This window comes from Fuscovulum sp., from assembly GCA_035192965.1.
Taxonomy (GTDB): domain Bacteria; phylum Pseudomonadota; class Alphaproteobacteria; order Rhodobacterales; family Rhodobacteraceae; genus Paragemmobacter.
This window is the reverse complement of record CP136571.1, coordinates 3,779,125-3,802,755: the sequence shown is the minus strand read 5'-3', so window position 1 is coordinate 3,802,755 and position 23,631 is coordinate 3,779,125. Positions and strand designations below refer to the sequence as shown.

The window sequence follows — 23,631 nt, the reverse complement described above, 5'->3', positions numbered from 1 at the left end:
TCAGCTTTGGGCAAAGAAGCGCTCTTTCTCAATGTGCAGGGAGACCCCGCCCCGGACTTGATCAGGGGCCTCCTGGAGGGGGGGCGCGGGTGGTGGGGGAGGTCCCGGCTCAGGGCCGGGACGGGTAGAAGACTGGGCTTGGAGGGCGCCTGTCAGATCAGCGCGATGCGCTCTCTCTGCGCGGGGTCGGGGTAGGGGCGGTAGAGGCCGATTTCGGCGCTTTCGATCATGGCGTGCATTTTCTCGTAGAGTTGGACGGCGTGATCGTCGGCGTCGGCCAGCGCGGTGAAGGCGTCGTCGAGGGCGGCCATGCCCTTGATTTCGATCTCCAGCACGAAATCGGTGTGGCGGCCGGAGGCAAGGCCGAATTTGCGGCGCATGAGGCGCCAGCCGGAGACCAGTTCAAGCTTGGTCAGATGGTCAAGCCAAAGTTCAACAGAATGGGCAAAGGACAGCGCGCGCGCCCCTGATTTCAGCTCGATCAAGCAATGGTAAACGTTCACGATCAACCTCCCCTACGGATTGCGAATCCCGTCCTTGGGATCGCTGCACAGGATGCCAGCCCAGAGCCTGCGTTTTTGTTAATACGACCAAGGCCCTGTTTTCGTTAGCGCGGCCGGTTTGATCCTGTGGCTTGCTTCGCAGGGCGGCGCTGCGTGGCGGGGGCGCGGGCCGGATGGTGCGGGGGCGACGGGAGGCTGGACCGTGGGCCGGGGATGCGGTTGGTGGGGGGCAGGCCCGGGACAGCGGGCGGCGAGGTGGCGCCGGGCGGGGTGAGGCGGGCGCTTGACGCTTGTTTTCCTGACCTCAAGCGACTATAGGCCCCCCATCCGAGAGGCAGAGTCGCGCCTGTTGCCGGTTTTCCGGGGCGGGCCGGTATTTGCGGACGGGATGCCACAAAGACCGGCGGAGCCAACCGCATGGCCAGAAAACCATGATAAAGGACGAACTGCATATGTGCGCGAAAAACGCTATGGAAGAATTTGAAGCCCTCCTGAAGGAGAGCTTCGAGATTGACACCCCCGAAGAGGGAACGGTTGTCAAAGGCAAGGTCATCGCCATCGAGGCGGGCCAGGCCATCATCGATGTCGGCTACAAGATGGAAGGCCGCATCGATCTGAAGGAATTTGCCAACCCCGGTGAACAGCCCAACATCAATGTGGGCGACGAGGTTGAGGTCTATCTGGACCGCGTGGAAAATGCCCGCGGCGAAGCGCAGATCAGCCGTGAGAAGGCCCGCCGCGAAGAGGCGTGGGACCGTCTTGAAAAGGCCTATGCTTCGGAGACCCGCGTCGAAGGCGCGATCTTCGGTCGTGTCAAAGGCGGCTTCACTGTCGATCTGGGCGGCGCTGTTGCGTTCCTGCCGGGTTCGCAGGTTGACGTCCGTCCGGTGCGTGATGCTGGCCCGCTGATGGGCATGAAGCAGCCGTTCCAGATTCTGAAAATGGACCGTCGCCGTGGCAACATCGTTGTCTCGCGCCGTGCGATCCTTGAGGAATCGCGTGCCGAGCAGCGCGCCGAGGTTATCGGCAACCTGACCGAAGGCCAGACCATCGACGGCGTCGTGAAGAACATCACCGAATACGGTGCCTTCGTCGACCTGGGCGGCGTGGACGGCCTGCTGCACGTGACCGACATGGCATGGCGCCGTGTGAACCACCCGTCGGAAATCCTTGCCATCGGCGAGACGATCAAGGTGCAGGTCATCAAGATCAACAAGGAAACCCATCGTATCAGCCTGGGCATGAAGCAGCTGCAGGCCGATCCGTGGGATGCTGTTGAGCGTGCCTATCCGCTGGGTTCGGTCCACAAGGGCCGCGTGACCAACATCACCGATTACGGCGCCTTCGTGGAGCTGGAAGCCGGTGTCGAGGGTCTGGTCCACGTGTCGGAAATGTCCTGGACCAAGAAGAACGTGCATCCCGGCAAGATCGTGTCCACCTCGCAGGAAGTGGATGTCATGGTGCTGGAAATCGACAGCGCCAAGCGCCGCGTGTCGCTGGGTCTGAAGCAGACCATGCGCAACCCGTGGGAAGTGTTCGCCGAAACCCATCCGGTTGGGTCGGTCATCGAGGGCGAAGTCAAGAACATCACCGAATTCGGTCTGTTCGTCGGCCTCGACAACGATATCGACGGCATGGTCCACCTTTCGGACCTGTCCTGGGACCAGCGTGGCGAGGATGCCATTGCGAACTATCGCAAGGGCGACACCGTCAAGGCATCGGTCACCGAGGTGGATGTCGAGAAGGAGCGTATCTCGCTTTCGGTCAAGGCGCTGGGTGAAGACAACTTCACCGATGCAGTCGATGGCGTGAAGCGTGGGTCCATCGTCACCGTCGTTGTGACGGCGATCGAAGAGGGCGGCGTCGAGGTGGAATACAACGGCGCCAAGTCGTTCATCCGCCGTTCCGACCTGTCGCGCGACCGGGCCGATCAGCGCCCCGAGCGTTTCCAGGTGGGTGATTCCGTCGACGTGCGCGTGACCAACATTGATCCGAAGACCCGTCGTCTGGGCCTGTCGATCAAGGCGCGCGAGATCGCCGAAGAGAAAGAAGCCGTGGAACAGTACGGTTCGTCCGATTCGGGTGCTTCGCTGGGGGATATCCTTGGCGCGGCTCTGAAGGGCGGCAACTGATCCTATCTGCTTGAATTTCTAGGAAAGGCCCCGCGTTTGCGGGGCCTTTTGCTTTGTGGCGGGGGCGGGGGCGAAAAACAGGGGTGCAGGGCTGCCGCGGGGGCCTGTGCTTTGACGTGCGGTTTTTCGTTTTCGTTGTGCAGTTGGTTTTTTTGCCTATAGTCCAATCCAAACAACAGCGTGGCGACCGGCCAACGGTGAACCACAGGGGGGACTTGGATGATCCGTTCGGAACTGATCCAGAAGATCGCGGATGAAAACCCGCACCTCACGCAGCGGCATGTGGAGCGGATCGTGAATACGGTCTTTGAGGAAATCATCGAGGCGTTGGCCAAGGGGGACCGCGTGGAGCTGCGCGGCTTTGGCGCGTTTTCGGTGAAGGCGCGCGATGCGCGCGTGGGCCGCAATCCGCGCACCGGCGAAGCGGTGAAGGTCGATGACAAGAAGGTTCCCTTCTTCAAGACCGGCAAGCTGTTGCGCGACCGGCTGAACGGCAAGAGCTGAGATTTCCTGTCTGATGCCTTGCGCGCCGGGAGCGGGGGCGCGATAGTCTGGGCCTACCCATCGGGAGGCACGGATGTTGCGCTATTTCCGCTATCTGATCATCGTTGCCATGCTGCTGCTGTTGCTGACGGTGGCGCTGGCCAATCGCACGGTGGTGCCGGTGCGGTTCCTGCCCGAAGATATGGGGGCGCTGTTCGGCGTGACCTGGCAGATGGAATTGCCGCTGTTCCTGGTCATTCTGGGCGGGGTGGTGATGGGTGTGCTGATCGGGTTCACCTGGGAATGGCTGCGCGAGCACAAGTATCGCAAGACGGCGAGCGTGCGCGGCAAGGAATTGGCACGGCTGGAACGCGAGATGGAAGTGATGCGCGATTCGTCGAGCGTGCCGAAGGATGAGATCCTGTCGCTGATCGACAAGCCGCGGAAAGCCGGCTGACCATGGGCGAGGTGCGGGTGAAGATCTGCGGTCTGCGGACCGTGCAGGATGTTGCCGCCGTGGCGGCTGCCGGAGCGGCCTATGCGGGGTTCGTGTTTTTCCCGAAATCGCCGCGCCATCTGACGGTGGAACAGGCCGCCGTGCTGGCGCTGGCGGTGCCGCCGGGGCTGGCCAAGGTGGCGCTGGTGGTGGATGCCGAGGATGCGGCGCTGGATGCCATCGTGGAGGGCGTCGCGCTGGATATGCTGCAATTGCATGGGCACGAAAGCCCGGAGCGGGTGGCCGAGGTGCGCGCGCGGTACGGGCTGCCGGTGATGAAGGCGGTGGGCGTGGCGGATGAGGGCGATCTGGCGGCGCTGTTCGATTACAGCACGGTGGCGGATCAGATCCTGATTGATGCCAAGCCGCCCAAGGGGGCGGCGTTGCCGGGGGGGAACGGGCTGTCCTTCGACTGGCGGCTGGTGGCGCAGCGGCGGTGGCTGCGGCCGTGGATGCTGGCCGGGGGGCTGACGGCCGAGAATGTGGCCGAAGCGGTGCGGCTGACCAATGCGCGGCAGGTGGATGTGTCGTCGGGGGTGGAAAGCGCGCCCGGACAAAAGGATGCCGCGAAGATTGCGGCCTTTGTCCGGGCGGCTGGGTAGACTGAAAGGTTGGCTGATCCGGGGCGGGAGCGGACCCGGATCAGCGCCGTCAGCTTACATCGCGGGCAGGATCGTCAGGTCGCGGACCGGTTGATCGGTGCCGGTGATGGCGATGGTGCCGGACACTGCACCGGTGGCGAGGTCAAGCATGTGCAACCCCCCCAGAGCGGCGACGTAAGCCGTGTTGGTGCCGTCGGCGGTGGTGGCGACATCCATCGCGACCGGGCCTTCCAGCGTGACACCCAGCGAACCGATGGTGGCGAGGACGCCATCATTCGGGGCGGTCTGTTGCAGCAGCGCGTTCAGGCCGGCGTCGATGTCATACATCGCGGTCTTTTCCGGCTTGCCGTAGCTGTTGGTATAGGCGACCGCGACGACCATCGGGGTTGCGGCGGCGTTGGCGTCGGCCGGGTCGAAGTTCAGCGCGCCATCGACGGTGACTTCGCCGGTTGCCATGTCCACACGGTGGTTGGTGGTGCCGGACATGAAGCGCAGACGGTCGGCGGCGGGGTTCACGTCAACGATGACGGCTGCACCGTCAGCGATGGTGAGCATCGTGTTCATCTTGGCGATTTCGGTGGTCGCACCGGTGGCGGGGTCGATTTCGACAATGGCCTGCGTTTCGGTCACGCCGATCACCTTGCCGGTGCCGGGGCGGTAATCGATGCCGTGCAGGCGGGTGACGCCTTGGGCTTCGACGCTGCCGGTCACGGCGCCGGTGGCGGTGTCAATCATCATCAGCGTGCGGTCGCCCGTCAGGCCGAGGGCGGTGTCTGCATGTGCGACGCCCGCCATGCCGACGAGGCTGAGGGTGAGGGCGGTTGTGAAGGTCTTCATGGATCGTCTCCTGTTGTCACTTGCGTTTGCATGGGAAGTTACGAAGCGATTCCCGGGAGGTTTCACCGGGGCGATCACGAAAGCGTCAGATGGTTTGTCCGGGCGGGCGATTTCTGATGCAGAAATCGCGGCGGAATTTGACGCAAATTCCGGTTCAGGACCGCTGGGCCGGGGGCTGCGAAATCTGCGTCAGATTTCGGCGCGGCGTTTGCGTCAAACTCCGTTTTTCGTGCGGGCTTTCCTGTGGCCGCCAAGGGCGCTACATCGGGGGGGCAAGCAAAGGGGGTGGCCCATGGCCGAGGACGGGATCAACAGTTTCATGACCGGGCCGGATGAGGCCGGGCGGTTTGGCATTTTCGGCGGGCGGTTCGTGTCCGAGACGCTGATGCCGCTGATCCTGGAACTGGAAGAGCGCTATGAGCATGCCAAGACCGACCCGACTTTCTGGGCCGAGATGGATTATCTGTGGAAGCATTACGTGGGCCGCCCGTCGCCGCTGTACTATGCCGAGCGGCTGACCGAGCATCTGGGTGGTGCCAAGATCTATATGAAGCGCGACGAGCTGAACCATACCGGCGCGCATAAGATCAACAATGTGCTGGGGCAGATCATTCTGGCGCGGCGCATGGGCAAGACGCGGATCATCGCGGAAACCGGGGCGGGGCAGCATGGGGTGGCGACGGCCACGGTCTGCGCGAAGTTCGGGCTGCAATGCGTGGTCTATATGGGCGCGCATGACGTGGAGCGGCAGGCACCCAACGTGTTCCGCATGAAGCTGTTGGGGGCGGAGGTGATTCCCGTCACCTCGGGCCGGGGGACGCTGAAGGATGCGATGAACGATGCGTTGCGCGACTGGGTGACCAATGTGCGCGACACGTTCTATTGCATCGGCACGGTGGCGGGGCCGCATCCGTACCCGGCGATGGTGCGGGATTTCCAGAGCATCATCGGCAAGGAAGTGCGCTGGCAGATGGCCGAGCAAGAGGGCGAGGGGCGGTTGCCGGATACGGTGATCGCGGCCATCGGGGGCGGGTCCAACGCGATGGGGCTGTTCTATCCGTTCCTGGATGACCCGTCGGTGCGGATCATCGGGGTGGAAGCCGGCGGCAAGGGTGTGGATGACCGCATGCAGCATTGCGCATCGCTGACCGGGGGGCGGCCGGGCGTGCTGCATGGCAACCGGACCTATCTGTTGCAGGACGATGACGGGCAGATCCTGGAAGGGTTCAGCATCAGCGCGGGGCTGGATTATCCGGGCATCGGGCCGGAACATGCCTGGCTGCACGATATTGGCCGGGCGGAATATGTGAGCATCACGGATGCCGAGGCGCTGGAGGCGTTTCAGCTTTCCTGCAAGCTGGAGGGAATCATCCCGGCGCTGGAGCCGAGCCATGCGCTGGCCCATGTGATGAAGATCGCGCCGACGCTGCCGCGCGAGCATATCATCGTGATGAACATGTGCGGGCGGGGCGACAAGGACATCTTCACCGTGGCCAAGCATCTGGGCGTGGACATGAAGGTTTGACCCAGGCCGCAGGTCTTTTGGCCTGATCCTGCAAGGGCTTGAACGCCCCCGTTGCATCGGCAGCGGGGGCGTTTTGCTTTTCGGCCTTGCCGAGGTGGCGGGGTGACTGCGCATTCGGGCCATAGGCGATGCCATGAAAATGTCGCAACGCGGCCATGCTGGGTTCCGGATGTTGAAAGATATCTTAACGGCTTGAGGAATGCGGCTTGCCCTAGAGGGGGTGCAGATGATGGCACGGAAAGTCATGGGGGCGCTGGTTGCCGGCGCGATGGGGACAACGCCGGTGATGGCGGATGTCTATGCGCGCACGATCGTGGAGCAGCTTGAGGCCGAAGGGTACCGCAGCATTTCCACCGAACGCACCTGGCTGGGCCGGATGCGGATCGTTGCAGAAAACGGCGACGGGCAGCGCGAGATCGTCATCAATCCGAACAACGGCGAGGTGCTGCGCGATCTGTGGCTGGCCGAGGGCGGCGAGGCTGTGGGGGGCGGCAACGGCAACGGGTCGAGCGTGATGTCTTCGGCCAATCGCGACGGTGGCGGATCGGCATCGTCAAGCTCTGGATCGGGTGGCGATCAGGGTGGCGGGGATGAAGGCGGTGACGACGAAGGCGATGACGGCTGAGACGGCCGCGATCAATTCAGCTCTGACCAGAACCGTGGCGGCAATGCCGATGGCCGGAGTGGCGGCGAATCGCACGATGACGGGTCGCAATCTGCCAGATGAGGGGCGGGACAAGGCGTGACGAAGAAATGGGTCATCGCCGGGGTTCTGCTGATTCAGGCGCTGTGCGCCGTCTTCTTCATTTCCGATATCGCGACCTCGCTGTTGGGGATCTATACGCCCCCCTTGCCGTGGGAACTGCGCGAGATCATGGAAGTGGCGGCGGCGCTGGGCCTGTTCATGGGCGTGGTGCTGGGGGCGGTTTTGTTGCGCAATGTGCTGCGGGAACGCAACGATGCGCGGGAACGGCTGCGCCGCGCGTCGGGAGCGTTCATGGACCTGCTGGAAGAGCGGTTTGGCGAATGGGCGCTGACCCCGGCGGAACGGGATGTGGCGCTGTTTGCTATCAAGGGCATGTCGACCGCCGAGATTGCGATGCTGCGGACAACGTCCGAAGGCACGGTCAAGGCGCAGACCAATGCGATCTATCGCAAGGCGGGGGTGAGCGGGCGGCCACAGCTGCTGTCGCTGTTCATTGATGATCTGATGCGGGACGATGTGACCGAACAGATCCGGCCCAGAGCGGCCGCTTAGCGCACAGGGTTTGCCAGTGGGTCAACCCGTGGGCAGATCGACGGCATATTCCTTCAGGATCGACAGCGGCACGATATCGAGCGCGCGGATATGGGTGGCCGCGAGGCGCACCTTGGGGGCCGCGCCTTCCTCATGAGCCTGATAGAAGCGGGCAGCGCAGAGGCACCAGTGATCACCGGGTTTTAGGCCCGCAAAGCCGTATTCGGGGCGTGGGGTGGACAGGTCATTGCCGAGGTATTTCGACAGGGCGAGGAATTCCCGGGTCATTTCGGCGCAGACGGTGTGCTGGCCCGTGTCCATCGGCCCGGTGTCGCAGCAGCCGTTGCGGAAGAAACCCGTGACAGGCGCGGTGGAGCAGGTTTCCAGCGGTTGGCCCAGAACGTTGATCGAGGCTTCTTTCATCGGGCTGCCCTTTCGCGTGTCGTGACAAAGCTAACGCATGGGCGGGCGATGTCGAGTGCGGCGATTTGCAGGGCGCGCGCAGTCGGGTAAGGTTCGCGCATTAACCGGGGCAGTTCCGGGCGTATTGCTGAGGATTGTGATTTGGAAATTGTCATTCTGGGCCTGTTGGCGGTTCTTGCGATCCCGGTCGGGGTGATTGTGCTTTGGGTGCGCGTGTCGGGGATGACGCGCGACATGGACGCGATGGCCGAGCGGTTGGCGCGGGCCGAGGCGCGGCTGGTTGCGGTGGAGGCGGGGACGCCGTCACCGTGGACGCGCAAGGAGGCGGTGGCAGAGACGGGTGTGCTGCCTGCGGTGCGGGCCGAGGCGGTTTTGCCTGAGGTGACAGTGCCGGACGCCGTTGTGGCGGATGCCGTTGACGCGCCTTTGCCGAGCGAGGCCGTGCCAGTGGTGCCGCCAGTGGTGCCGCCCGTGATGCCGACGGGGCCGCGCAGGAAGGGGCTGGCCGAACGGTTCGTGGCGTGGCTGGGCGAGAACTGGGTTTATGCGGTTTCCGGTGTGTCGCTGGCCTTGGCCGGGGTGTTTCTGGTGCAATACGGGATGGAGCGGGGATTCCTGCCGCCCGCGTTGCGGGTGCTTGCGGGGATCGGGTTCGGTCTGGCGCTGATCTATGCCGGAGAGCGGGTGCGGCGGCGGTTTGGTGATGGGGAAGAGTCTTCCACCGCCTATTTGCCATCAGTGTTTTCCGGGGCGGGTCTGGTTTCGGTCTTTGCCGCCGTGCTGGCCGCGCGGCAGATGTATGGGCTGATCGGGCCGGAGGTGACCTTTGCCGCGCTGGTGGCGACGGCGGGGGGGGCGATCCTGCTGGGCTGGTTCCACGGGCCGCTGCTGGCGGCGCTGGGGCTGGTGGGGGCGACACTGTCGCCTTTTGTCGTGGGCGGCAATGCCGACAGCGTGGACTGGTTGCAGGGCTATTTCCTGCTGGTGGCGGCAGTCGGGCTGGCGGTGGATGCGATGCGGCGCTGGGCCTGGGTTTCCGGGCTGTCGGTCGGGTTGGCGCTGCTGGCGGGAATCCTGCTGATGGCGGGTGGCGGCACGGTGGCGGCGTTCCAGATCGCGGTGACAGTGCTGGCGGTTCTGGCCGTGGGTGTTCCGGCGCTGCGGTTGTTCCCGGATCATGCGGGGCCGACGGTTCTGTCCGTGTCGCTGATCCAGAAGGGCGGGGGGCGGCCGGTTTTTCCGGTGATGCTGGGCTGGGCTGCGGTGGTGGCGGCGGTGGTGGCGATGGTGCTGCTGATCCCTGCGCCGGGATGGGGGTTGCTGCCCTTTGTCCTGCTGGCGGCTTTGGCGATTGGGCTGGCGCTGTGGACGGGCGAGGCGCGCGGGTTGCATGACCTGCCATTGGTGCCTGCGGCGGGGTTCGTGGCGCTGGTGGCCTTTTCGCCCGAGCAGTGGGGCGATCTGTTCCGCAGCTTTGAGGATGCGGCGTTGGCCTTGCGCGCGCCAGAGACGGCGGCCCCATGGACAGTGACGTGGTTGCTGGTGCTGGCGGCGGGGGTGTCCTGTGCGCTGGCGTTCCGGGCGCAGCGGGGGGCGGCGCATCCGGTGATCCTGTCGATTGCGGCGGCGCTGGCAGCGCCCATGACGGCGTTGATGCTGGAACTGACATGGCCGGTGTCGGCGGTGATCGGGGCCTATCCTTGGGCGTTGCAGGTGATGGCGCTGGCCGCGCTGATGGTGGCGCTGGCAGTGCAGTTTGCGCGGGCTGACGGGGGCACGTTGCGGCGGGCGGCGCATTTCACGCTGTCGGCGCTGGCGTTGATCGCTTTGGCGCTGTTCCTGATCCTGTCGCATGCGGCGCTGTCGCTTGGTCTGGCGGTGTTGGTGGCGGTGGCGGCGGGGCTGGACCGGCGGTTGCGGCTGCCGGAGATGGCGCTTGCGGTGCAGGCGGGCGCGATCCTGCTGGGTTGGCGCATGGCGGTTGATCCGGGGTTGATCTGGGCTTTTGACGCGCCGTTGATGGCGGCGGTGGCGGCCTATGTCGGGCCGATCATCGGGTTGGGGGCGGCGTTGTGGCTGTTGCCGCGCGAGGGGCGGGATGCGGCGCGGGCCTTTGCGGAAAGCGGGATTGCGCTGGCGCTGGTGTTGCTGGCGGATGTGCTGATCCTGCGCTGGATGACCGGGGCGCCGGGTGTGGCACCGCCGGAGGCGCATTGGTCGGCGGCGTTGCTGGCGCTGCCATGGCTGATGATGGCGCTGGTGCAGCTTTACCGGGTGAAACTGGGCGGGCGGCTGGAGCTGTTGCGCTATGTCCTTGCGGGCGTGGCGGGGGTGATCTGGGGGCTGGCGATGCTGGTCGCCGTGACGGGGCTGAACCCGCTGATCGCGGGGGATACCGTGCGCGGGCCGCTGCTTCTGGACAGCCTATTCGCGGCCTATGGGCTGGCGGGTGGGGTGATCCTGATGGCGCGGCGCTGGCTGGCGCATCTGCCGTTGGTGTTGCAGCGGGCGATGGATGGCGTGGGGGCGGCGCTGGTGGCGCTGTATGCCGGGCTGGAGATCCGGCGGTTCTGGCGGGGGGATGACCTGTCGGTGCCGGGGACGAGCCAGCCTGAGCTGTATTCCTATACCATCGCGCTGCTGATCGTGGGGGCGGTGCTGCTGTGGCAGGCCATCGCGCGGCGGTCGGTCGGGTTGCGGCGGGTGGCGCTGGGGCTGATCGGGTTGACGGTGGCGAAGGTGTTTCTGGTCGATGCGGCGGGGCTGTCAGGGCTGATGCGGGTGTTTTCCTTCCTGGCGCTGGGGCTGTCGCTGGCGGGGCTGGCCTGGCTGAACCGCTGGGCGGCAACACGGGCGGCGAACTGACGCGGCGCACTGGACCCTTGGGCGGCGCGCGTCTATAACGCGCGCCATGATGCAGATGTTCGCGATAGATGCCCGAATTAGTAGCCCGGCGCGCTGATAAGCCGCCGGGAGACCTGCCTGTCGCCTGCGGCACTGTGACCGGTGCCGCGACCCTGCCCCGATGATCGCAAGGACAGACGCCCATGTGCGCCGACACGACGAATACGCCCGACTATCGTTCCACCGTTTTCCTGCCCGAGACCGACTTTCCCATGCGCGCGGGGTTGCCGCAGCGCGAGCCGGAATGGCTGGAGCGTTGGGCGCGGATCGGGATCTATGACCGGCTGCGGGAAAAGCAGGGGCGGGTGCCGTTTGTGCTGCATGATGGCCCTCCTTACGCCAACGGGCATCTGCATATCGGCCACGCGCTGAACAAGGTGCTGAAGGATATGGTGGTGCGCAGCCAGCAGATGATGGGGCGTGACGCGCGCTATGTGCCGGGCTGGGATTGCCACGGCCTGCCCATCGAATGGAAGATCGAAGAGCAGTACCGCGCCAAGGGGTTGAACAAGGATGACGTGGACGTGGTGGCCTTCCGTCAGGAATGCCGCCGCTTTGCCGAGGGCTGGATCGACGTTCAGCGCGAAGAGTTCAAGCGGCTGGGGATCACGGGCAACTGGGCCGATCCTTACCTGACGATGGATTATCATGCGGAAGCGGTGATCGCGGACGAGTTCATGAAATTCGTGATGAACGGGTCGCTCTATCAGGGGTCAAAGCCCGTGATGTGGTCGCCGGTGGAGAAAACCGCGCTGGCCGAGGCGGAGGTGGAGTATCACGATCACACCAGCCACACGATCTGGGTTCGGTTTCCGGTTGTGGCGGCGGGGGACGCGATGTTCACCAAGACGCGGACGGATGTGGTGATCTGGACCACGACGCCTTGGACCATCCCGCAGAACCGGGCGATCAGTTTCGGGCCGGAAATCGGCTATGGCCTGTATGAGATCATCGGGCGGCCTGCCGACAGCACGGCGACCATCGGGCAGCGGTTGATTGTGGCCGACAAGCTGGCCGAGGCGGTATTCACGCAGGCCAAGCTGGCGGGGCCGGAGTTTGTGCGGCGGCTGTGCGATGTGGCGGCGGCTGACCTTGCCACGATGGTTTGCGCGCATCCGTTCCGGGGCGTTGAGGGTGGATTGGCCGAGTGGGATTTCGACGTGCCGATGCTGCCGGGGGACCATGTGACCGATGATGCGGGCACGGGGTTTGTGCATACTGCGCCGTCGCACGGGGATGACGACTATCAGATGGGCCTGAAGTTCGGCCTGCCGATGACCTATAACGTCGAGCCCGATGGCAGCTATCGCGCCGATCTGCCGCTGTTCGGGGGGCAGGCGATCCTGACGGCCGAGGGCAAGGAAGGCCCGGCGAATGTGAGCGTTATCAAGCAGTTGGCCTATAGTGGTGCGCTGTTTGCCAAGGGCAAGCTGAAGCATTCCTATCCGCATTCGTGGCGGTCCAAGGCGCCGCTGATCTATCGCAACACACCGCAATGGTTTGTGGCGATTGACCGGACGCTTGAGGATGGCATGTCCACCTATGGCGACACGATCCGCAAGCGGGCGCTGAATTCGATCAACCAGTTGGTGGAATGGACGCCGGTGACCGGGCGCAACCGTCTGCATTCAATGATCGAAGCGCGGCCGGATTGGGTGCTGTCGCGCCAGCGGGCATGGGGTGTGCCGCTGACCTGCTTCGTGAAGAAGGGGGCCAAGCCCACGGATGCCGATTACCTGCTGCGGAATGCCGAGGTGAACGCGCGCATCAAGGCGGCGTTCGAGGCCGAGGGGGCGGATGTCTGGTATGTGAACGGGTTCAAGGAGCGGGTGCTTTCGGGCCTCGTGAACCCCGAGGATTACACCCAGGTCTTTGACGTGCTGGATGTGTGGTTCGATAGCGGGTCCACCCATGCTTTTGTGCTGCGCGACCGGGCAGATGGGGCGGCTGACGGGATTGCCGACCTGTATCTGGAAGGCACCGACCAGCATCGCGGGTGGTTCCATTCCAGCATGTTGCAGGCCTGTGGGACCAAGGGCCGCGCGCCTTACCGGGGTGTGCTGACGCATGGCTTCACGCTGGACGAGAAGGGCATGAAGATGTCCAAGTCGTTGGGCAATACCGTGGCCCCGCAAGAGGTGATCGACGAATACGGCGCCGATATCCTGCGGCTGTGGGTGGCGCAGTCGGATTACACGATCGACCTGCGGATCGGGAAGGAAATCCTGAAAGGGGTGGCCGACAGCTATCGCCGGTTGCGCAACACGCTGCGGTTCCTGCTGGGCAATCTGGCGGGGTTCACGGAAGCCGAGCGGGTGTCTGTTGACGAGATGCCGGAGCTGGAACAGTGGGTGCTGCACCGGTTGGCAGAGTTGGATGCCGAAGTGCGCGCGGGCTATGGGCGATACGATTTCCAGGGCGTGTTCCAGAAGCTGTTCACCTTTGCGACGACGGACCTGTCAGCGGTGTATTTCGATATCCGCAAGGACAGCCTGTATTGTGATGCACCCGGCAGCTTGCGGCGGCGGGCGGCGCGGACGGTGCTGGATGCGCTGTTCCATAGGCTGACGACATGGCTTGCGCCGATCCTCGTGTTCACGATGGAAGATGTCTGGCTGTCGCGTTTCCCCGGCGAGGGGGATTCGGTCCATCTGCATGACATTCCCGAAACGCCGGCTGCGTGGCTGAACCCGGCGCTGGCGGCGAAATGGGACCGGATCCGCGCGGTGCGCCGGGTGGTGACGGGCGCGCTGGAGGTGCAGCGGACGGCCAAGGTGATTGGTGCATCGCTGGAGGCGGACCCGGTGGTTCATGTCGATGCCGAGACGGCACGGATGCTGGAAGGCGTGGATTTCGCCGATCTGTGCATCACCTCCAGCATCAGCGTTTCCACCGGGGCGGCACCCGAAGGGGCCTTTACGCTGGCTGATGTGGCGGGCGTGGCTGTGGTGTTCCGGGAAGCGGGCGGCGAGAAGTGCGAACGCTGCTGGAAAGTGCTGCCCGATGTGGGCACGCATTCCCATGCCGGGGTCTGCGCGCGCTGTGATGAAGCCCTCGGATGAGGGGATCGCGGCGGTCCTGACGGACCTTGCGTTGCGGCGGGGCAGGGGGAAGACCTTCTGCCCCTCTGACGCGGCCAAGGCGCTGTCGCCGGATTGGCGGCCCTTGATGCCCGAGGTGCGGCGGGTGGCGGCGGGGCATCCGGATGTGGTGGTCACGCAGAAGGGCGTGCCGGTTGATCCGGTCACGGCACGGGGGCCGATCCGGTTGGGGTTGCGCTAGGCTGTTTACGGCCAGATCGTTCGCGAAGTAAGGCCAGAGGCGGGAAAGGCTGCGATGCAGCTTGCCCTTGGGCAGCGGGGGGATTAGCCGTTTTGTAACGGTTATATGACAGGTGCCCGGTGACCTTTGGCGTCTTTCTGGCGGTTCTGGCTGCGGCATTCCTGCATGCGCTGTGGAATGCGCTGATCAAGGTGGGGACGTCCAAGGCGGGCGGGATGGTGATCCTGTCGATTGCCGAAATTCCCATCGGGTTGACGATCGCGCTGTTCTGCCCCTGGCCCAACCCTGAGGTGTGGTGGTGGGTGCTGGCGTCGGGCTGCACGCATTTTTGCTATAAGTCGTTTCTGGTGTTTGCCTATGAGCGTGGCGATCTGAGCCGGGTTTACCCGATTGCGCGGGGGGCCGCGCCGATGGTGGTGGCGCTGGTGGGGGCGTTCACGCTGGCCGATGCCATTTCCGGCAAGGAATATCTGGGCATTGCGGTGCTGGGCCTTGGCATCCTGCTGATGGCGCGGGGGGTGTTCACGCAAGCCGAAGATCGGCGGCTGTTGCCCTTTGCGCTGGGGTCGGCCTGCGCGACGGCGACCTATACGATGATCGACGGGCTGGGCGCGCGGGTGTCGGGCGATGCGGTGGCCTATGTGGCGTGGGTCTTCGTGGCGGATGGGCTGATCTTCACGACGGGGATGCTGTTGTGGAAGGGCGTGGATGTGATCCCGCGGGACCGCAAGGCCTGGGGGTTGGCGACGTTTGCGTCGGCCGCGTCTTATGGGGCTTATGCGGTGTCTGTCTGGGCGATGACGGTGGCTCCGCTGGCGGTGGTGGCCGCGCTGCGGGAGACGTCGATCCTGTTTGCGGTGCTGATCGGCTGGCTGGTGTTTGGCGAGAAGATGGGGACGGAGAAGGCGATTGCTTCTGTCGTGATCGTGCTGGGGGTGGTGTTGACGCGGCTGTAGCGGGGCCGTGTCAGGAGACGCGGTCGATGCTGCGATCGGGGATGATCTGCTGCGCGATCCCTGCAAAGGTCAGGTAAAGCGAGGTGATGACCAGCCCCCAATGCGCCCAGCTTTGCGGGTTGAAATCGACCCAGGCCGCCCAGCCCGCGAAGAACACCCAGCCCAGTGCCATCGGCAGCGTGACATAGCGCCAGCGGGCGGTGCGGACGGGGTGGACGAATTTCAGGTTGGTGAACATCCCCACAGTCAGCGCGACGACCACGATCAGGCTGATCCACCAGATCGGGTGCAGGGCGAAAAGGACAAGGATCACCATGTTCCAGCAGGCCGGGAAGCCGGCAAAGGATTTGTCCTTTGTCTTCATCCGCGTGTCGGCGAAATAGACGACCGAGCCGTAGACAATGGCGATGATGGCGAACCAGCCCGTCCAGCCCTGAAGAAGGCCGGATTTGAACAGGGCATAGGCGGGGATGAAGACGTAGGTGAGGTAGTCGACGATCAGGTCCATCAGGACACCGTCATAGGTGGGCCAGTTCTTGGTGACGTCATAGCGGCGGGCGAGGGGGCCGTCGATGCCGTCGACCAGAAGGGCCACGACGAGCCAGAGGAACATCAAGCTCCACTGTTCTTGCACGGCGGCGAGCATGGCGAACATGGACAGGACGGCACCTGTCGCGGTGAGGAGGTGAACGCCAAGCGCCTTGAAACGAATATCCATGATGCTTGGTTTGCCCCGAAATCGGATTTGGTGCAATTCCTGTCAGGCGCGGGGATGCGCCTTTTCGTAGACTTCCATCAATCTGGCGGCATCCACGGCGGTATATGCCTGCGTTGTGGACAGAGATGCGTGACCGAGCAGTTCCTGTATCGCGCGCAGATCGCCACCTGCGGAGAGCAGATGCGTGGCAAAGCTGTGCCGCAGGGCGTGGGGGGTGGCTGTCGCAGGAAGGCCAAGCTGGAGGCGGGTCTTTTCCATCACCAGCGCGATGAGCCGGGGGTTGAGCGGGCCGCCGCGCGCGCCGCGAAACAGGGGGGCGTTGCGGGACAGGTCATAGGGGCAGAGGCGGGCGTATTGGGCGACGGCGGCGCGGGCGGTGGGCAGGACGGGGACGAGGCGGGTCTTGTCGCCCTTGCCGGTGATGCGCAGCACATCGGGCAGCGGATGGTCGGCCCCGGTGAGGCCGAGCGCTTCGGATATCCGCAAGCCACAGCCGTAGAGGAGGGTGACCACGGCGGTATCGCGGGCGGCAATCCAGTCTTCGCGCGCCTGATCGCCAACGGTATCGAGCATGGCGCGGGCGCCGTCCTCGGATAGTGGGCGGGGGAGTTTGCGGCGGAACTTCGGGCCGCGGGTGGTGAGGATCGCGGTGGCATCCGTGCCGTCTCGATCCGCCAGCCAGGCGGTGAAGCCCTTGACGGCTGACAGCGCGCGGGCGAGCGAGCGGGCCGACAGGCCGCGCCCGCGTTCATGCGCCATCCAGGCGCGGATGTCCTGAATGGCGAGGGTGGTCAGCGCCGCCGTGCCCTCGGCCCCGCCACGATGGGTGGCGAGGAAGCTGAGATATCCCGCCACATCGCGGCCATAGGCGGTGATGGTGTTGGCGGCCGCCCCATCCAGCGCGCGCAGATGGGTGAGCCAGCGGTCCAGCGCATCGCGCTGTTGCGGGGAGATGAGGGCCGTCATGACAGCCAGCGGCGCATGGTCCGTTCAAAGACCCCGGCGAAGAAGGCCAGAAGGTCGGTGCCGTGGGTGGGTTTGAACTGATGCGGGTCTTCGGCACCGAAGACCAGCATCCCCGGCAAGCGGCCTGCGCCGAAATCGAGACGCATCAGCGCCTCGGACCGGATCCAGCCGGCGCGTTCGCCATAGAGGGCGTCGTTATCGGGTTGGACCTGACGCAGCACGACCGGGCGCAGGGGGACGTTGCGGCCCCCGGCAAGGTAGTCGGTCACGAAACCGGGTTCGGCCACGAAGAGCACATCGCCCAGTTTGCGCAGAAGGGCGGGGCTGTCTTCGGGCTGGACCGATTCCAGCACCAGCCGCACGCATTCCACGCGCAGGGTGCCTGCGACATCGGTGGCGAGGGTTTTCAGGAATTCCTCAAAGCTGAGCGGGTCGAGCATCTGGAGGATGGCGCGGTGCACCTGATTGGTGCCGGCGAGGTTTTCGTAGGCGGCGGCGATAACAGAGCGGTGGGTGTCTTCCAACCGGTCAAGCCGCGCCTCGAGCCGTTCCATCGCGATGCCGCGCAGATCGACGATGTTCGATCCCATCGCGCGTTCATTCGCGGCGATGAGCGCGTTCATCACTTCGCGGTCTTCCAGCAACAATTCCGGCTCTGACAGGAGCCGGTCGCGCAAATCAGGTTCGATCATTGGTGTCACTGCCCGGTAATCTTGTTGGTTGTTCTTGGTGATTTGCCGGGCAGTGTAGCAGGTTTTCAGAGGATCTTCTGCCCCGTTTTTGCCCAGTCCTTCATGAACTGATCCAGCCCCTTGTCGGTGAGGACGTGGGACGCCATGGCCTTGATCACCGAGGGAGGCGCGGTCATCACGTCGGCGCCGATCAGGGCGCATTGGGTGACGTGGTTGGCGGTGCGGATGGAGGCGGCGAGGATCTGGGTTTCGAACCCGTAATTGTGATAGATCTGGCGGATGTCGCCGATCAGTTCCAGACCATCAAGGTTGATGTCATCCAGACGCCCGATGAAGGGCGAGATGAAGGTCGCGCCTGCCTTGGCGGCCAGCAGGGCCTGATTGGCCGAGAAGCAGAGCGTGACGTTGACCATCTTGCCTTCGCCCGACAGCACCTTGCAGGTTTTCAGACCATCCCAGGTGAGCGGCACCTTGACCGCGATATTCGGCGCGATCTCGGCCAGTTTGCGGCCTTCGGCGATCATGTCTTCGGCTTTCAGCGCCACCACTTCGGCCGAGACGGGACCGGAGACGATGGAACAGATTTCGCGGGTAACCTCGATGATGTCGCGGCCGGATTTCAGGATCAGCGAGGGGTTGGTGGTGACACCATCGACCATGCCCAGATCATTAAGCTCGGCGATCGCTTCGACATCGGCGGTGTCCACAAAGAATTTCATCGGCGCGGTCCTTATGGGTTGCGGGGGTTTGGGGGCGGGTTTACCCCAAAGGGCGGGCAGGCGAAAGTGCCGGATCGGGCATGTCGGATAGAAATGTATGAGGGCGGTGACATTTGTATGACCGGACCTATCAGGCGGGCGACCTTGTCGGTGTTCTGACGACCGAGCCTTTGGGGCGCGTGCTGGATTACCGCGCGCCGGAGGGGGGCTGCGGCGACGGGGATTTCGTCGAGGTGCCGCTGGGGCCGCGCCGGGTGCTGGGCGTGGTCTGGGGCAAGGGGCGGGGCGATTGGGATATTGCCAAGGTGCGCCCTGTGGGGCGGGTGCTGGATGCGCCACCGATGCGGTTGGAATTGCGACAGTTTCTGACACGGGCCGCGGATTACACGCTGACGCCGCTGCCGCAGATGCTGCGCCTTGCGACGCGGTCGCCGGGGTTGATGGAGGGGGCGGCGACGCGGCGGGTGTATCGGCTGGGCGGCGCGGTACCGAACAGCCTGACCGATGCGCGGCACCGGGTGGTGGAGGTGCTGCGCAGCTTTGCTGGTGCGCCGATGACGATTGGCGAATTGGTGGAAGAGGCGGGCTGTGGCGCGTCTGTCGTGAAGGGGCTGGTGAAGCTGGGGGTGGTGATCGAGGAGGAGGCGCCGCGCGATCTGCCATTCCCACTGCTGGACCCCAAGGGCGGGCCGGATCTGCAGGGCGATCAGGTGGCGGCGGCGGATGCACTCGTCGCGTCGGTGGCGGCGGGGGAATATGCCACGACGCTGCTGAAGGGGGTGACGGGGTCGGGCAAGACCGAGGTTTATCTGGAGGCGGTGGCGGAGTGCCTGCGCGCGGGGCGGCAGGCGTTGGTGCTGTTGCCCGAGATTGCGCTGACGGCAGAGTTCCTGAAGCGGGTGGAGGCGCGGTTTGGCGCGCGGCCTGCAGAATGGCATTCGGGCGTGACGCAGACGGAACGGCGGCGGGTGTGGAAGATGGTGGCGCAGGGCGGCGCGTCCTTCGTTGTGGGTGCGCGGTCGGCGCTTTTCCTGCCGTTTCAACGGCTTGGCCTGATCGTGGTGGATGAGGAACATGACACCTCCTACAAGCAGGAGGAGGGCGTTCTGTACAATGCGCGCGACATGGCGGTGCTGCGGGCGGCGATTGTGGGCTGCCCGGTGGTGTTGGCCAGTGCGACGCCGTCGCTGGAGACATGGGCCAATGTCGAGGCGGGGAAGTATGGGCGGCTGGATCTGAGCGCGCGGTTCGGGGCGGCGGAGATGCCGGATGTGCGGGCGGTAGACATGCGCGGCGAAAAGCTGGCGGCGGATCGCTGGATCGGCGAGCGGCTGGCGGCTGAGGTGGCCGCGCGGACGGCGAAGGGGGAGCAGTCGCTGCTGTTCCTGAACCGGCGGGGCTATGCGCCGGTGACGCTGTGCCGGGCTTGCGGGCATCAGGTCGGGTGTGACCAGTGCGACGCGCGGATGGTAGAGCACCGGTTTCAGAAGCGGCTGGTCTGCCATCAATGCGGGGCGACGAAGCCGGTTCCCGTGGCCTGCCCGGCCTGCGGGGTTGAGGGGCGCATGGCCGCCGTGGGGCCGGGGGTGGAACGGCTGGCGGAAGAGGTGGCGGCGCGGTTCCCCGATGCGCGGGTGGCGGTGTTGTCATCGGACCTGTTCGGATCGGCGCGGGCCTTGAAGGCGCAGATCGAAGAGATCGCGGCGGGGGCGGCGGATATCATCATCGGCACGCAGATCGTGGCGAAGGGGCACAACTTTCCGTTACTCACCTTGGTGGGGGTGATTGATGCCGACCTTGGTTTGCAGGGGTCGGACCTGCGGGCGGCGGAGCGAACGTTTCAACTGATGCGGCAGGTGGCGGGGCGCGCGGGGCGGATGGAGGGGATGAAGGGCGTGGCGCTTTTGCAGACGCATCAGCCCGAGCATCCGGTGATCCGCGCCATTCTGGGTGGCGATGAAGAGGCCTTCTGGAAGGCCGAAGCGGCCGAGCGGCGGGCGGCGGGGGTGCCGCCCTATGGGCGCATGGCGGGGGTGATCCTGTCCAGCCCGGACGTAGCGCAGGTGTTTGATTTTGCAGGGGAACTTGCGCGGCGGGATGGGCCTTTGCGGCGGGTTGGGGCGCAGGTGTTCGGCCCTGCGCCCGCGCCGATTGCGCGGGTGCGCGGGCGGCATCGGGTGCGGTTGCTGGTGAAGGCGGAAAAGGGTGTGGCCTTGCAGGCGGCGCTGGCGGAATGGGTGGCGCAGTTGAAGCCTCCCGCAAATCTGCGGCTGGCCATCGACATTGATCCGCAGAGTTTCCTGTAAGGCGGGCTCGGCGGGATTAACCTGCCGTTAACCTGTACCGCGCCATGGGCGGATTTCCCCCAAACACCGATCCCCCAAGATATCGCCACAAGTTGGACAAAACTGTCTGCTGTAACGCTTTAAGACATGTGAAGACGTCGCGCGGGCCGTGGGGTGCGTGGGGCGGGGGTAAGCGGATGGTGACAATGGGCAAGAAAGCCTTTGAATTCTTGGCTTTGGCGGTGGTGCTGGGGGTGGTGCCGGTTGTGGCCGGGGCGCAGGCCCTGACCAAGGATGATGTGATCGCAGAGTTGCAGAGCGAGGGGTTCGTGGTGGTGGACACCGGGACCACGCTGCTGGGGCGGTTGCGGATCACGGCGACGGGGCCGGAGGGCACGCGCGAGGTGATCCTGAACACGCGCAACGGCAAGGTGCTGCGCGATGTGATGATCGAGGAAGCCCCTGAAATACCAGTGGAAATTACCAATACCGCGGTGGTCGCCCCGGTGGTGACCGAGCCGTTGCCGCCCGTGGTTGTGCCGCCTGTCGGCGGGGACGCCGGGGCGCATGGCGCAGGGGCGGAAGCGGCAGTACCTGACCGGTTGACGGTGGATGACGAGGCGGAGCCGAACCTGCCATAGCGCGCAGCGCGGCGGAATGGGCGCGTTTTCGCTGTGCCGCTGATGGTGCAGATGGCGGTGCAGACAGGTGTGCATACGCAGCGGGCGGTGGGGGAAGCCGGCGTTTACCTTGCCAACCCCGTTTGACCCGCACCGATGGGGGTTCGTTGGAATGTACCCGTCACAAGTTTTCCCTGTTGCCCTGCCGGGCATGGGCGTAAGGCCGGATTATGGGAATGCAGATCATGACCTTGGCCGATGCGCAGCGGTTGCCGGTTTGGCGGCGGCCGGAGAGCCTGTTGTTCCTGATGGTTTTTGCGATGCCCATCGCCTTTGCCACCTGGTCGGCGCTGCTCAACAATTTCGTCATCGAGGCGGCGCAGTTCTCCGGGGTGGAGATCGGCTGGCTGCACACGGTGCGCGAGATACCGGGGCTGCTGGCCATCGGGGTGATCTTTCTGATCCTGCTTATGCGCGAACAGGTGCTGGGCGTGGTGTCGCTGGGCCTGCTGGGGGTGGCGACGGCGGTGACGGCGTGGTTCCCGTCGTTCGGTGGGATGCTTTTGGTGACGCTGCTGTCTTCGATCGGGTTTCACTATTACGAGACGGTCAACCAGTCGCTGCAATTGCAATGGATCGACAAGAAGCGCGCGCCGCAGGTTCTGGGCCTTTTGGTGGGGGTCGGATCGGGGGCATCGCTTTTGGCTTATGGGGCCATCGTGCTGCTGTGGGACAGGCTGCAACTGAGCTATGACACGGTCTATCTGGTGTCGGGCGGGATCACGGCTGGGATCGCGGTGTTTTGCTATTTCGCCTATCCGCAGTTCGAGGGGCCGCATGTGCAGCACAAACACATGGTGCTGCGGAAACGATACTGGCTGTTCTATGCGCTGCAATTCATGGCGGGCGCGCGGCGGCAGATTTTCGTGGTCTTTGCCGGGTTCATGATGGTGGAGCGGTTCGGGATGAAAGTCTCGGAGATGACGATGCTCCTTTTGGTGAACTATGTGCTTCAGATGGTGGCGGCCCCGGTGATGGGCCGTGCGCTGGGCAAGTTCGGCGAGCGCAATGTGATGGCGTTTGAATATGTCGGGCTGACGCTGGTGTTTCTGGCCTATGGCGGGCTGTACTGGTTTGGCTGGGGGCTGGTGATCGCGGGGGGGCTGTATATTCTGGACCAGATGTTCTTTGCGCTGTCCTTCGCGCTGAAGACCTATTTCCAGAAGATCGCCGATCCGCAGGATATCGCGCCCTCGGCGGCGGTGGCCTTTACCATCAACCATATCGCGGCGGTGTTTCTGCCGGCGGCGCTGGGCTATATGTGGGCGAAATCGCCGGACTATGTGTTCGTGCTGGGGGCGGGAATGGCGCTGGTGGCGTTGGGGCTGGTGCTGCTGATCCCGCGCCATCCGCTGCCGGGATATGAGACGGTGTTCGGCGCGGCGGGGCCGCGAACGGCACCCGCGGAGTAGGGTGCCAAAAATCTTGGAAGATTTTTGCAAATTTCTTCCAAGAAATTTGGGGGTGCGACCCTATATATCAGGCACAGGATTGGAGGCCGCAGATGTTTTTCCTTGATCGCCGCAAGACCGAGATGGTGACGCCGGACCGCGCCCTGCCGGGGCGGCCTGAGCCGCTGCCGACGGCAGAGACGCATTTCCTTTCGGGCATTCCGCTGAAATCGCCCGTGCCTGCGGGCATGGAAGAGGCTATGTTCGGGATGGGCTGTTTCTGGGGCGTGGAGCGGAAGTTCTGGCAGGTTGAGGGCGTGTGGCTGACCATGGTGGGTTATGCCGGGGGCATTACGCCGAACCCGACCTATAAGGAGACCTGTACCCAGTTGACCGGGCATAACGAGGTGGTGCGGGTGATCTTTGACCCCGCCATCGTGAGCTATGCCGAATTGCTGCAACTGTTCTGGGAAGGGCATGACCCGACGCAGGGGATGCGGCAAGGCAATGATGTGGGGTCCACCTATCGCAGCGGGATCTATTGCTATTCCGACGCGCAGGCACAGGCGGCGCGCGAGACGAAGGCGGCCTATCAGGCGCGGCTGACGGCGGCGGGGTATGGGGCGATCACGACCGAGATCATTCCGGTGCCGGTGTTTTATTATGCCGAGGATTATCACCAGCAGTATCTGGCAAAGAACCCCGACGGTTATTGCGGCATCGGGGGCACCGGGGTAACTTGTCCCATCGGACTGACCGCCTGAAGAAGCGGCAGCGCTTTTCGGGAGGGGTTTCACAGG

23 protein-coding genes are annotated in these 23,631 nt (G+C 64.6%); 16 read left to right on the top strand and 7 right to left on the bottom strand.

Annotated features, from left to right (window positions below; genetic code table 11):
* Window positions 1-152 precede the first annotated feature (152 nt).
* On the bottom strand, window positions 153-503 hold the full coding sequence (locus RSE12_18680) for a DUF6614 family protein (GenBank protein ID WRH62368.1): 351 nt from the start codon (window positions 501-503) through the stop codon (window positions 153-155).
* A 452-nt stretch (window positions 504-955) separates the two neighbouring features.
* Between RSE12_18680 and rpsA the strand changes: the two genes are divergently transcribed.
* The 4 genes from rpsA (at window position 956) to RSE12_18660 (ending at window position 4,216) form a co-directional block, all read left to right on the top strand.
* Window positions 956-2,635 (top strand): 30S ribosomal protein S1, encoded by a 1,680-nt coding sequence (gene rpsA / locus RSE12_18675; GenBank protein WRH64860.1) that lies wholly within the window; start codon window positions 956-958, stop codon window positions 2,633-2,635.
* 219 nt (window positions 2,636-2,854) lie between these two features.
* Window positions 2,855-3,139: an integration host factor subunit beta gene (ihfB, locus tag RSE12_18670; GenBank protein WRH62367.1), complete on the top strand. Its 285-nt coding sequence runs from the start codon at window positions 2,855-2,857 to the stop codon at window positions 3,137-3,139.
* Window positions 3,140-3,212: 73 nt separating this feature from the next.
* Window positions 3,213-3,575, top strand: coding sequence for a LapA family protein (locus RSE12_18665; GenBank protein WRH62366.1), 363 nt, complete (start codon window positions 3,213-3,215; stop codon window positions 3,573-3,575).
* 2 nt (window positions 3,576-3,577) lie between these two features.
* The gene (locus RSE12_18660; protein ID WRH62365.1) at window positions 3,578-4,216 is read left to right on the top strand and encodes a phosphoribosylanthranilate isomerase; all 639 of its coding nucleotides are present in this window, start codon (window positions 3,578-3,580) and stop codon (window positions 4,214-4,216) included.
* Window positions 4,217-4,270: 54 nt separating this feature from the next.
* On the opposite strand, the gene RSE12_18655 is transcribed toward RSE12_18660, so the two are convergent.
* Entirely contained in the window at window positions 4,271-5,053 is a 783-nt protein-coding gene (locus RSE12_18655) for a DUF4394 domain-containing protein (GenBank protein ID WRH62364.1), read from the bottom strand.
* 292 nt (window positions 5,054-5,345) lie between these two features.
* Between RSE12_18655 and trpB the strand changes: the two genes are divergently transcribed.
* From trpB to RSE12_18635, 4 genes are all read left to right on the top strand, one after another.
* Window positions 5,346-6,578 carry a tryptophan synthase subunit beta gene (trpB, locus tag RSE12_18650; protein WRH62363.1) on the top strand — a complete coding sequence of 411 codons (1,233 nt, stop codon included), beginning with the start codon at window positions 5,346-5,348 and terminating at the stop codon, window positions 6,576-6,578.
* A 226-nt stretch (window positions 6,579-6,804) separates the two neighbouring features.
* Entirely contained in the window at window positions 6,805-7,203 is a 399-nt protein-coding gene (locus RSE12_18645; GenBank protein WRH62362.1) for a hypothetical protein, read from the top strand.
* Window positions 7,193-7,324 (top strand): hypothetical protein, encoded by a 132-nt coding sequence (locus tag RSE12_18640; protein ID WRH62361.1) that lies wholly within the window; start codon window positions 7,193-7,195, stop codon window positions 7,322-7,324. Before RSE12_18645 ends, RSE12_18640 begins: the two co-directional genes overlap by 11 nt.
* Window positions 7,321-7,836: a helix-turn-helix transcriptional regulator gene (locus RSE12_18635; protein ID WRH62360.1), complete on the top strand. Its 516-nt coding sequence runs from the start codon at window positions 7,321-7,323 to the stop codon at window positions 7,834-7,836. Before RSE12_18640 ends, RSE12_18635 begins: the two co-directional genes overlap by 4 nt.
* Window positions 7,837-7,857: 21 nt before the next feature.
* On the opposite strand, the gene RSE12_18630 is transcribed toward RSE12_18635, so the two are convergent.
* A complete protein-coding gene (locus tag RSE12_18630; protein WRH62359.1) occupies window positions 7,858-8,238 on the bottom strand; it encodes a DUF2237 domain-containing protein in 381 nt (126 codons plus the stop codon).
* 141 nt (window positions 8,239-8,379) lie between these two features.
* On the opposite strand from RSE12_18630, the gene RSE12_18625 reads away from it, so the two are divergent.
* The 4 genes from RSE12_18625 to RSE12_18610 all read left to right on the top strand — a co-directional run bounded on the left by RSE12_18625 (window position 8,380) and on the right by RSE12_18610 (window position 15,380).
* On the top strand, window positions 8,380-11,103 hold the full coding sequence (locus tag RSE12_18625; protein ID WRH62358.1) for a DUF2339 domain-containing protein: 2,724 nt from the start codon (window positions 8,380-8,382) through the stop codon (window positions 11,101-11,103).
* Window positions 11,104-11,285: 182 nt separating this feature from the next.
* Window positions 11,286-14,204 (top strand): isoleucine--tRNA ligase, encoded by a 2,919-nt coding sequence (ileS, locus tag RSE12_18620; GenBank protein ID WRH62357.1) that lies wholly within the window; start codon window positions 11,286-11,288, stop codon window positions 14,202-14,204.
* Window positions 14,188-14,424 carry a DUF3253 domain-containing protein gene (locus RSE12_18615; protein WRH62356.1) on the top strand — a complete coding sequence of 79 codons (237 nt, stop codon included), beginning with the start codon at window positions 14,188-14,190 and terminating at the stop codon, window positions 14,422-14,424. Before ileS ends, RSE12_18615 begins: the two co-directional genes overlap by 17 nt.
* A gap of 119 nt (window positions 14,425-14,543) precedes the next feature.
* Entirely contained in the window at window positions 14,544-15,380 is an 837-nt protein-coding gene (locus RSE12_18610) for a DMT family transporter (GenBank protein WRH62355.1), read from the top strand.
* A gap of 10 nt (window positions 15,381-15,390) precedes the next feature.
* On the opposite strand, the gene RSE12_18605 is transcribed toward RSE12_18610, so the two are convergent.
* From RSE12_18605 to fsa, 4 genes are all read right to left on the bottom strand, one after another.
* Window positions 15,391-16,098, bottom strand: a complete 708-nt coding sequence (locus RSE12_18605) for a CDP-alcohol phosphatidyltransferase family protein (protein WRH62354.1) — start codon at window positions 16,096-16,098, stop codon at window positions 15,391-15,393.
* A gap of 42 nt (window positions 16,099-16,140) precedes the next feature.
* Window positions 16,141-17,064 carry a tyrosine recombinase XerC gene (locus tag RSE12_18600; protein ID WRH62353.1) on the bottom strand — a complete coding sequence of 308 codons (924 nt, stop codon included), beginning with the start codon at window positions 17,062-17,064 and terminating at the stop codon, window positions 16,141-16,143.
* A complete protein-coding gene (locus tag RSE12_18595; protein WRH62352.1) occupies window positions 17,061-17,756 on the bottom strand; it encodes a DUF484 family protein in 696 nt (231 codons plus the stop codon). The genes RSE12_18600 and RSE12_18595 overlap by 4 nt, the downstream gene beginning before the upstream one ends.
* Window positions 17,757-17,821: 65 nt before the next feature.
* A complete protein-coding gene (gene fsa, locus RSE12_18590) occupies window positions 17,822-18,475 on the bottom strand; it encodes a fructose-6-phosphate aldolase (protein ID WRH62351.1) in 654 nt (217 codons plus the stop codon).
* A gap of 113 nt (window positions 18,476-18,588) precedes the next feature.
* On the opposite strand from fsa, the gene RSE12_18585 reads away from it, so the two are divergent.
* From RSE12_18585 to msrA, 4 genes are all read left to right on the top strand, one after another.
* Window positions 18,589-20,781, top strand: a complete 2,193-nt coding sequence (locus tag RSE12_18585; protein WRH62350.1) for a primosomal protein N' — start codon at window positions 18,589-18,591, stop codon at window positions 20,779-20,781.
* 185 nt (window positions 20,782-20,966) lie between these two features.
* On the top strand, window positions 20,967-21,401 hold the full coding sequence (locus tag RSE12_18580; protein WRH62349.1) for a hypothetical protein: 435 nt from the start codon (window positions 20,967-20,969) through the stop codon (window positions 21,399-21,401).
* A 215-nt stretch (window positions 21,402-21,616) separates the two neighbouring features.
* Window positions 21,617-22,852 carry an MFS transporter gene (locus RSE12_18575; GenBank protein WRH62348.1) on the top strand — a complete coding sequence of 412 codons (1,236 nt, stop codon included), beginning with the start codon at window positions 21,617-21,619 and terminating at the stop codon, window positions 22,850-22,852.
* 92 nt (window positions 22,853-22,944) lie between these two features.
* The gene (gene msrA, locus RSE12_18570) at window positions 22,945-23,595 is read left to right on the top strand and encodes a peptide-methionine (S)-S-oxide reductase MsrA (GenBank protein WRH62347.1); all 651 of its coding nucleotides are present in this window, start codon (window positions 22,945-22,947) and stop codon (window positions 23,593-23,595) included.
* Window positions 23,596-23,631: the final 36 nt, after the last annotated feature.

What these genes read in the sequence shown, in the direction of transcription:
- ileS (WRH62357.1), top strand. Translation starts at nt 11,286, where the DNA reads ATGTGCGCCGACACGACGAATACGCCCGACTATCGTTCCACCGTTTTC.
- RSE12_18605 (WRH62354.1), bottom strand. Translation starts at nt 16,098, where the DNA reads ATGGATATTCGTTTCAAGGCGCTTGGCGTTCACCTCCTCACCGCGACA.
- msrA (WRH62347.1), top strand. Translation starts at nt 22,945, where the DNA reads ATGTTTTTCCTTGATCGCCGCAAGACCGAGATGGTGACGCCGGACCGC.
- RSE12_18655 (WRH62364.1), bottom strand. Translation starts at nt 5,053, where the DNA reads ATGAAGACCTTCACAACCGCCCTCACCCTCAGCCTCGTCGGCATGGCG.
- RSE12_18665 (WRH62366.1), top strand. Translation starts at nt 3,213, where the DNA reads ATGTTGCGCTATTTCCGCTATCTGATCATCGTTGCCATGCTGCTGCTG.
- RSE12_18600 (WRH62353.1), bottom strand. Translation starts at nt 17,064, where the DNA reads ATGACGGCCCTCATCTCCCCGCAACAGCGCGATGCGCTGGACCGCTGG.
- trpB (WRH62363.1), top strand. Translation starts at nt 5,346, where the DNA reads ATGGCCGAGGACGGGATCAACAGTTTCATGACCGGGCCGGATGAGGCC.
- RSE12_18595 (WRH62352.1), bottom strand. Translation starts at nt 17,756, where the DNA reads ATGATCGAACCTGATTTGCGCGACCGGCTCCTGTCAGAGCCGGAATTG.
- fsa (WRH62351.1), bottom strand. Translation starts at nt 18,475, where the DNA reads ATGAAATTCTTTGTGGACACCGCCGATGTCGAAGCGATCGCCGAGCTT.
- RSE12_18615 (WRH62356.1), top strand. Translation starts at nt 14,188, where the DNA reads ATGAAGCCCTCGGATGAGGGGATCGCGGCGGTCCTGACGGACCTTGCG.
- RSE12_18575 (WRH62348.1), top strand. Translation starts at nt 21,617, where the DNA reads ATGCAGATCATGACCTTGGCCGATGCGCAGCGGTTGCCGGTTTGGCGG.
- RSE12_18645 (WRH62362.1), top strand. Translation starts at nt 6,805, where the DNA reads ATGATGGCACGGAAAGTCATGGGGGCGCTGGTTGCCGGCGCGATGGGG.
- RSE12_18640 (WRH62361.1), top strand. Translation starts at nt 7,193, where the DNA reads ATGACGGCTGAGACGGCCGCGATCAATTCAGCTCTGACCAGAACCGTG.
- rpsA (WRH64860.1), top strand. Translation starts at nt 956, where the DNA reads ATGTGCGCGAAAAACGCTATGGAAGAATTTGAAGCCCTCCTGAAGGAG.
- RSE12_18580 (WRH62349.1), top strand. Translation starts at nt 20,967, where the DNA reads ATGGGCAAGAAAGCCTTTGAATTCTTGGCTTTGGCGGTGGTGCTGGGG.
- RSE12_18660 (WRH62365.1), top strand. Translation starts at nt 3,578, where the DNA reads ATGGGCGAGGTGCGGGTGAAGATCTGCGGTCTGCGGACCGTGCAGGAT.
- RSE12_18630 (WRH62359.1), bottom strand. Translation starts at nt 8,238, where the DNA reads ATGAAAGAAGCCTCGATCAACGTTCTGGGCCAACCGCTGGAAACCTGC.
- ihfB (WRH62367.1), top strand. Translation starts at nt 2,855, where the DNA reads ATGATCCGTTCGGAACTGATCCAGAAGATCGCGGATGAAAACCCGCAC.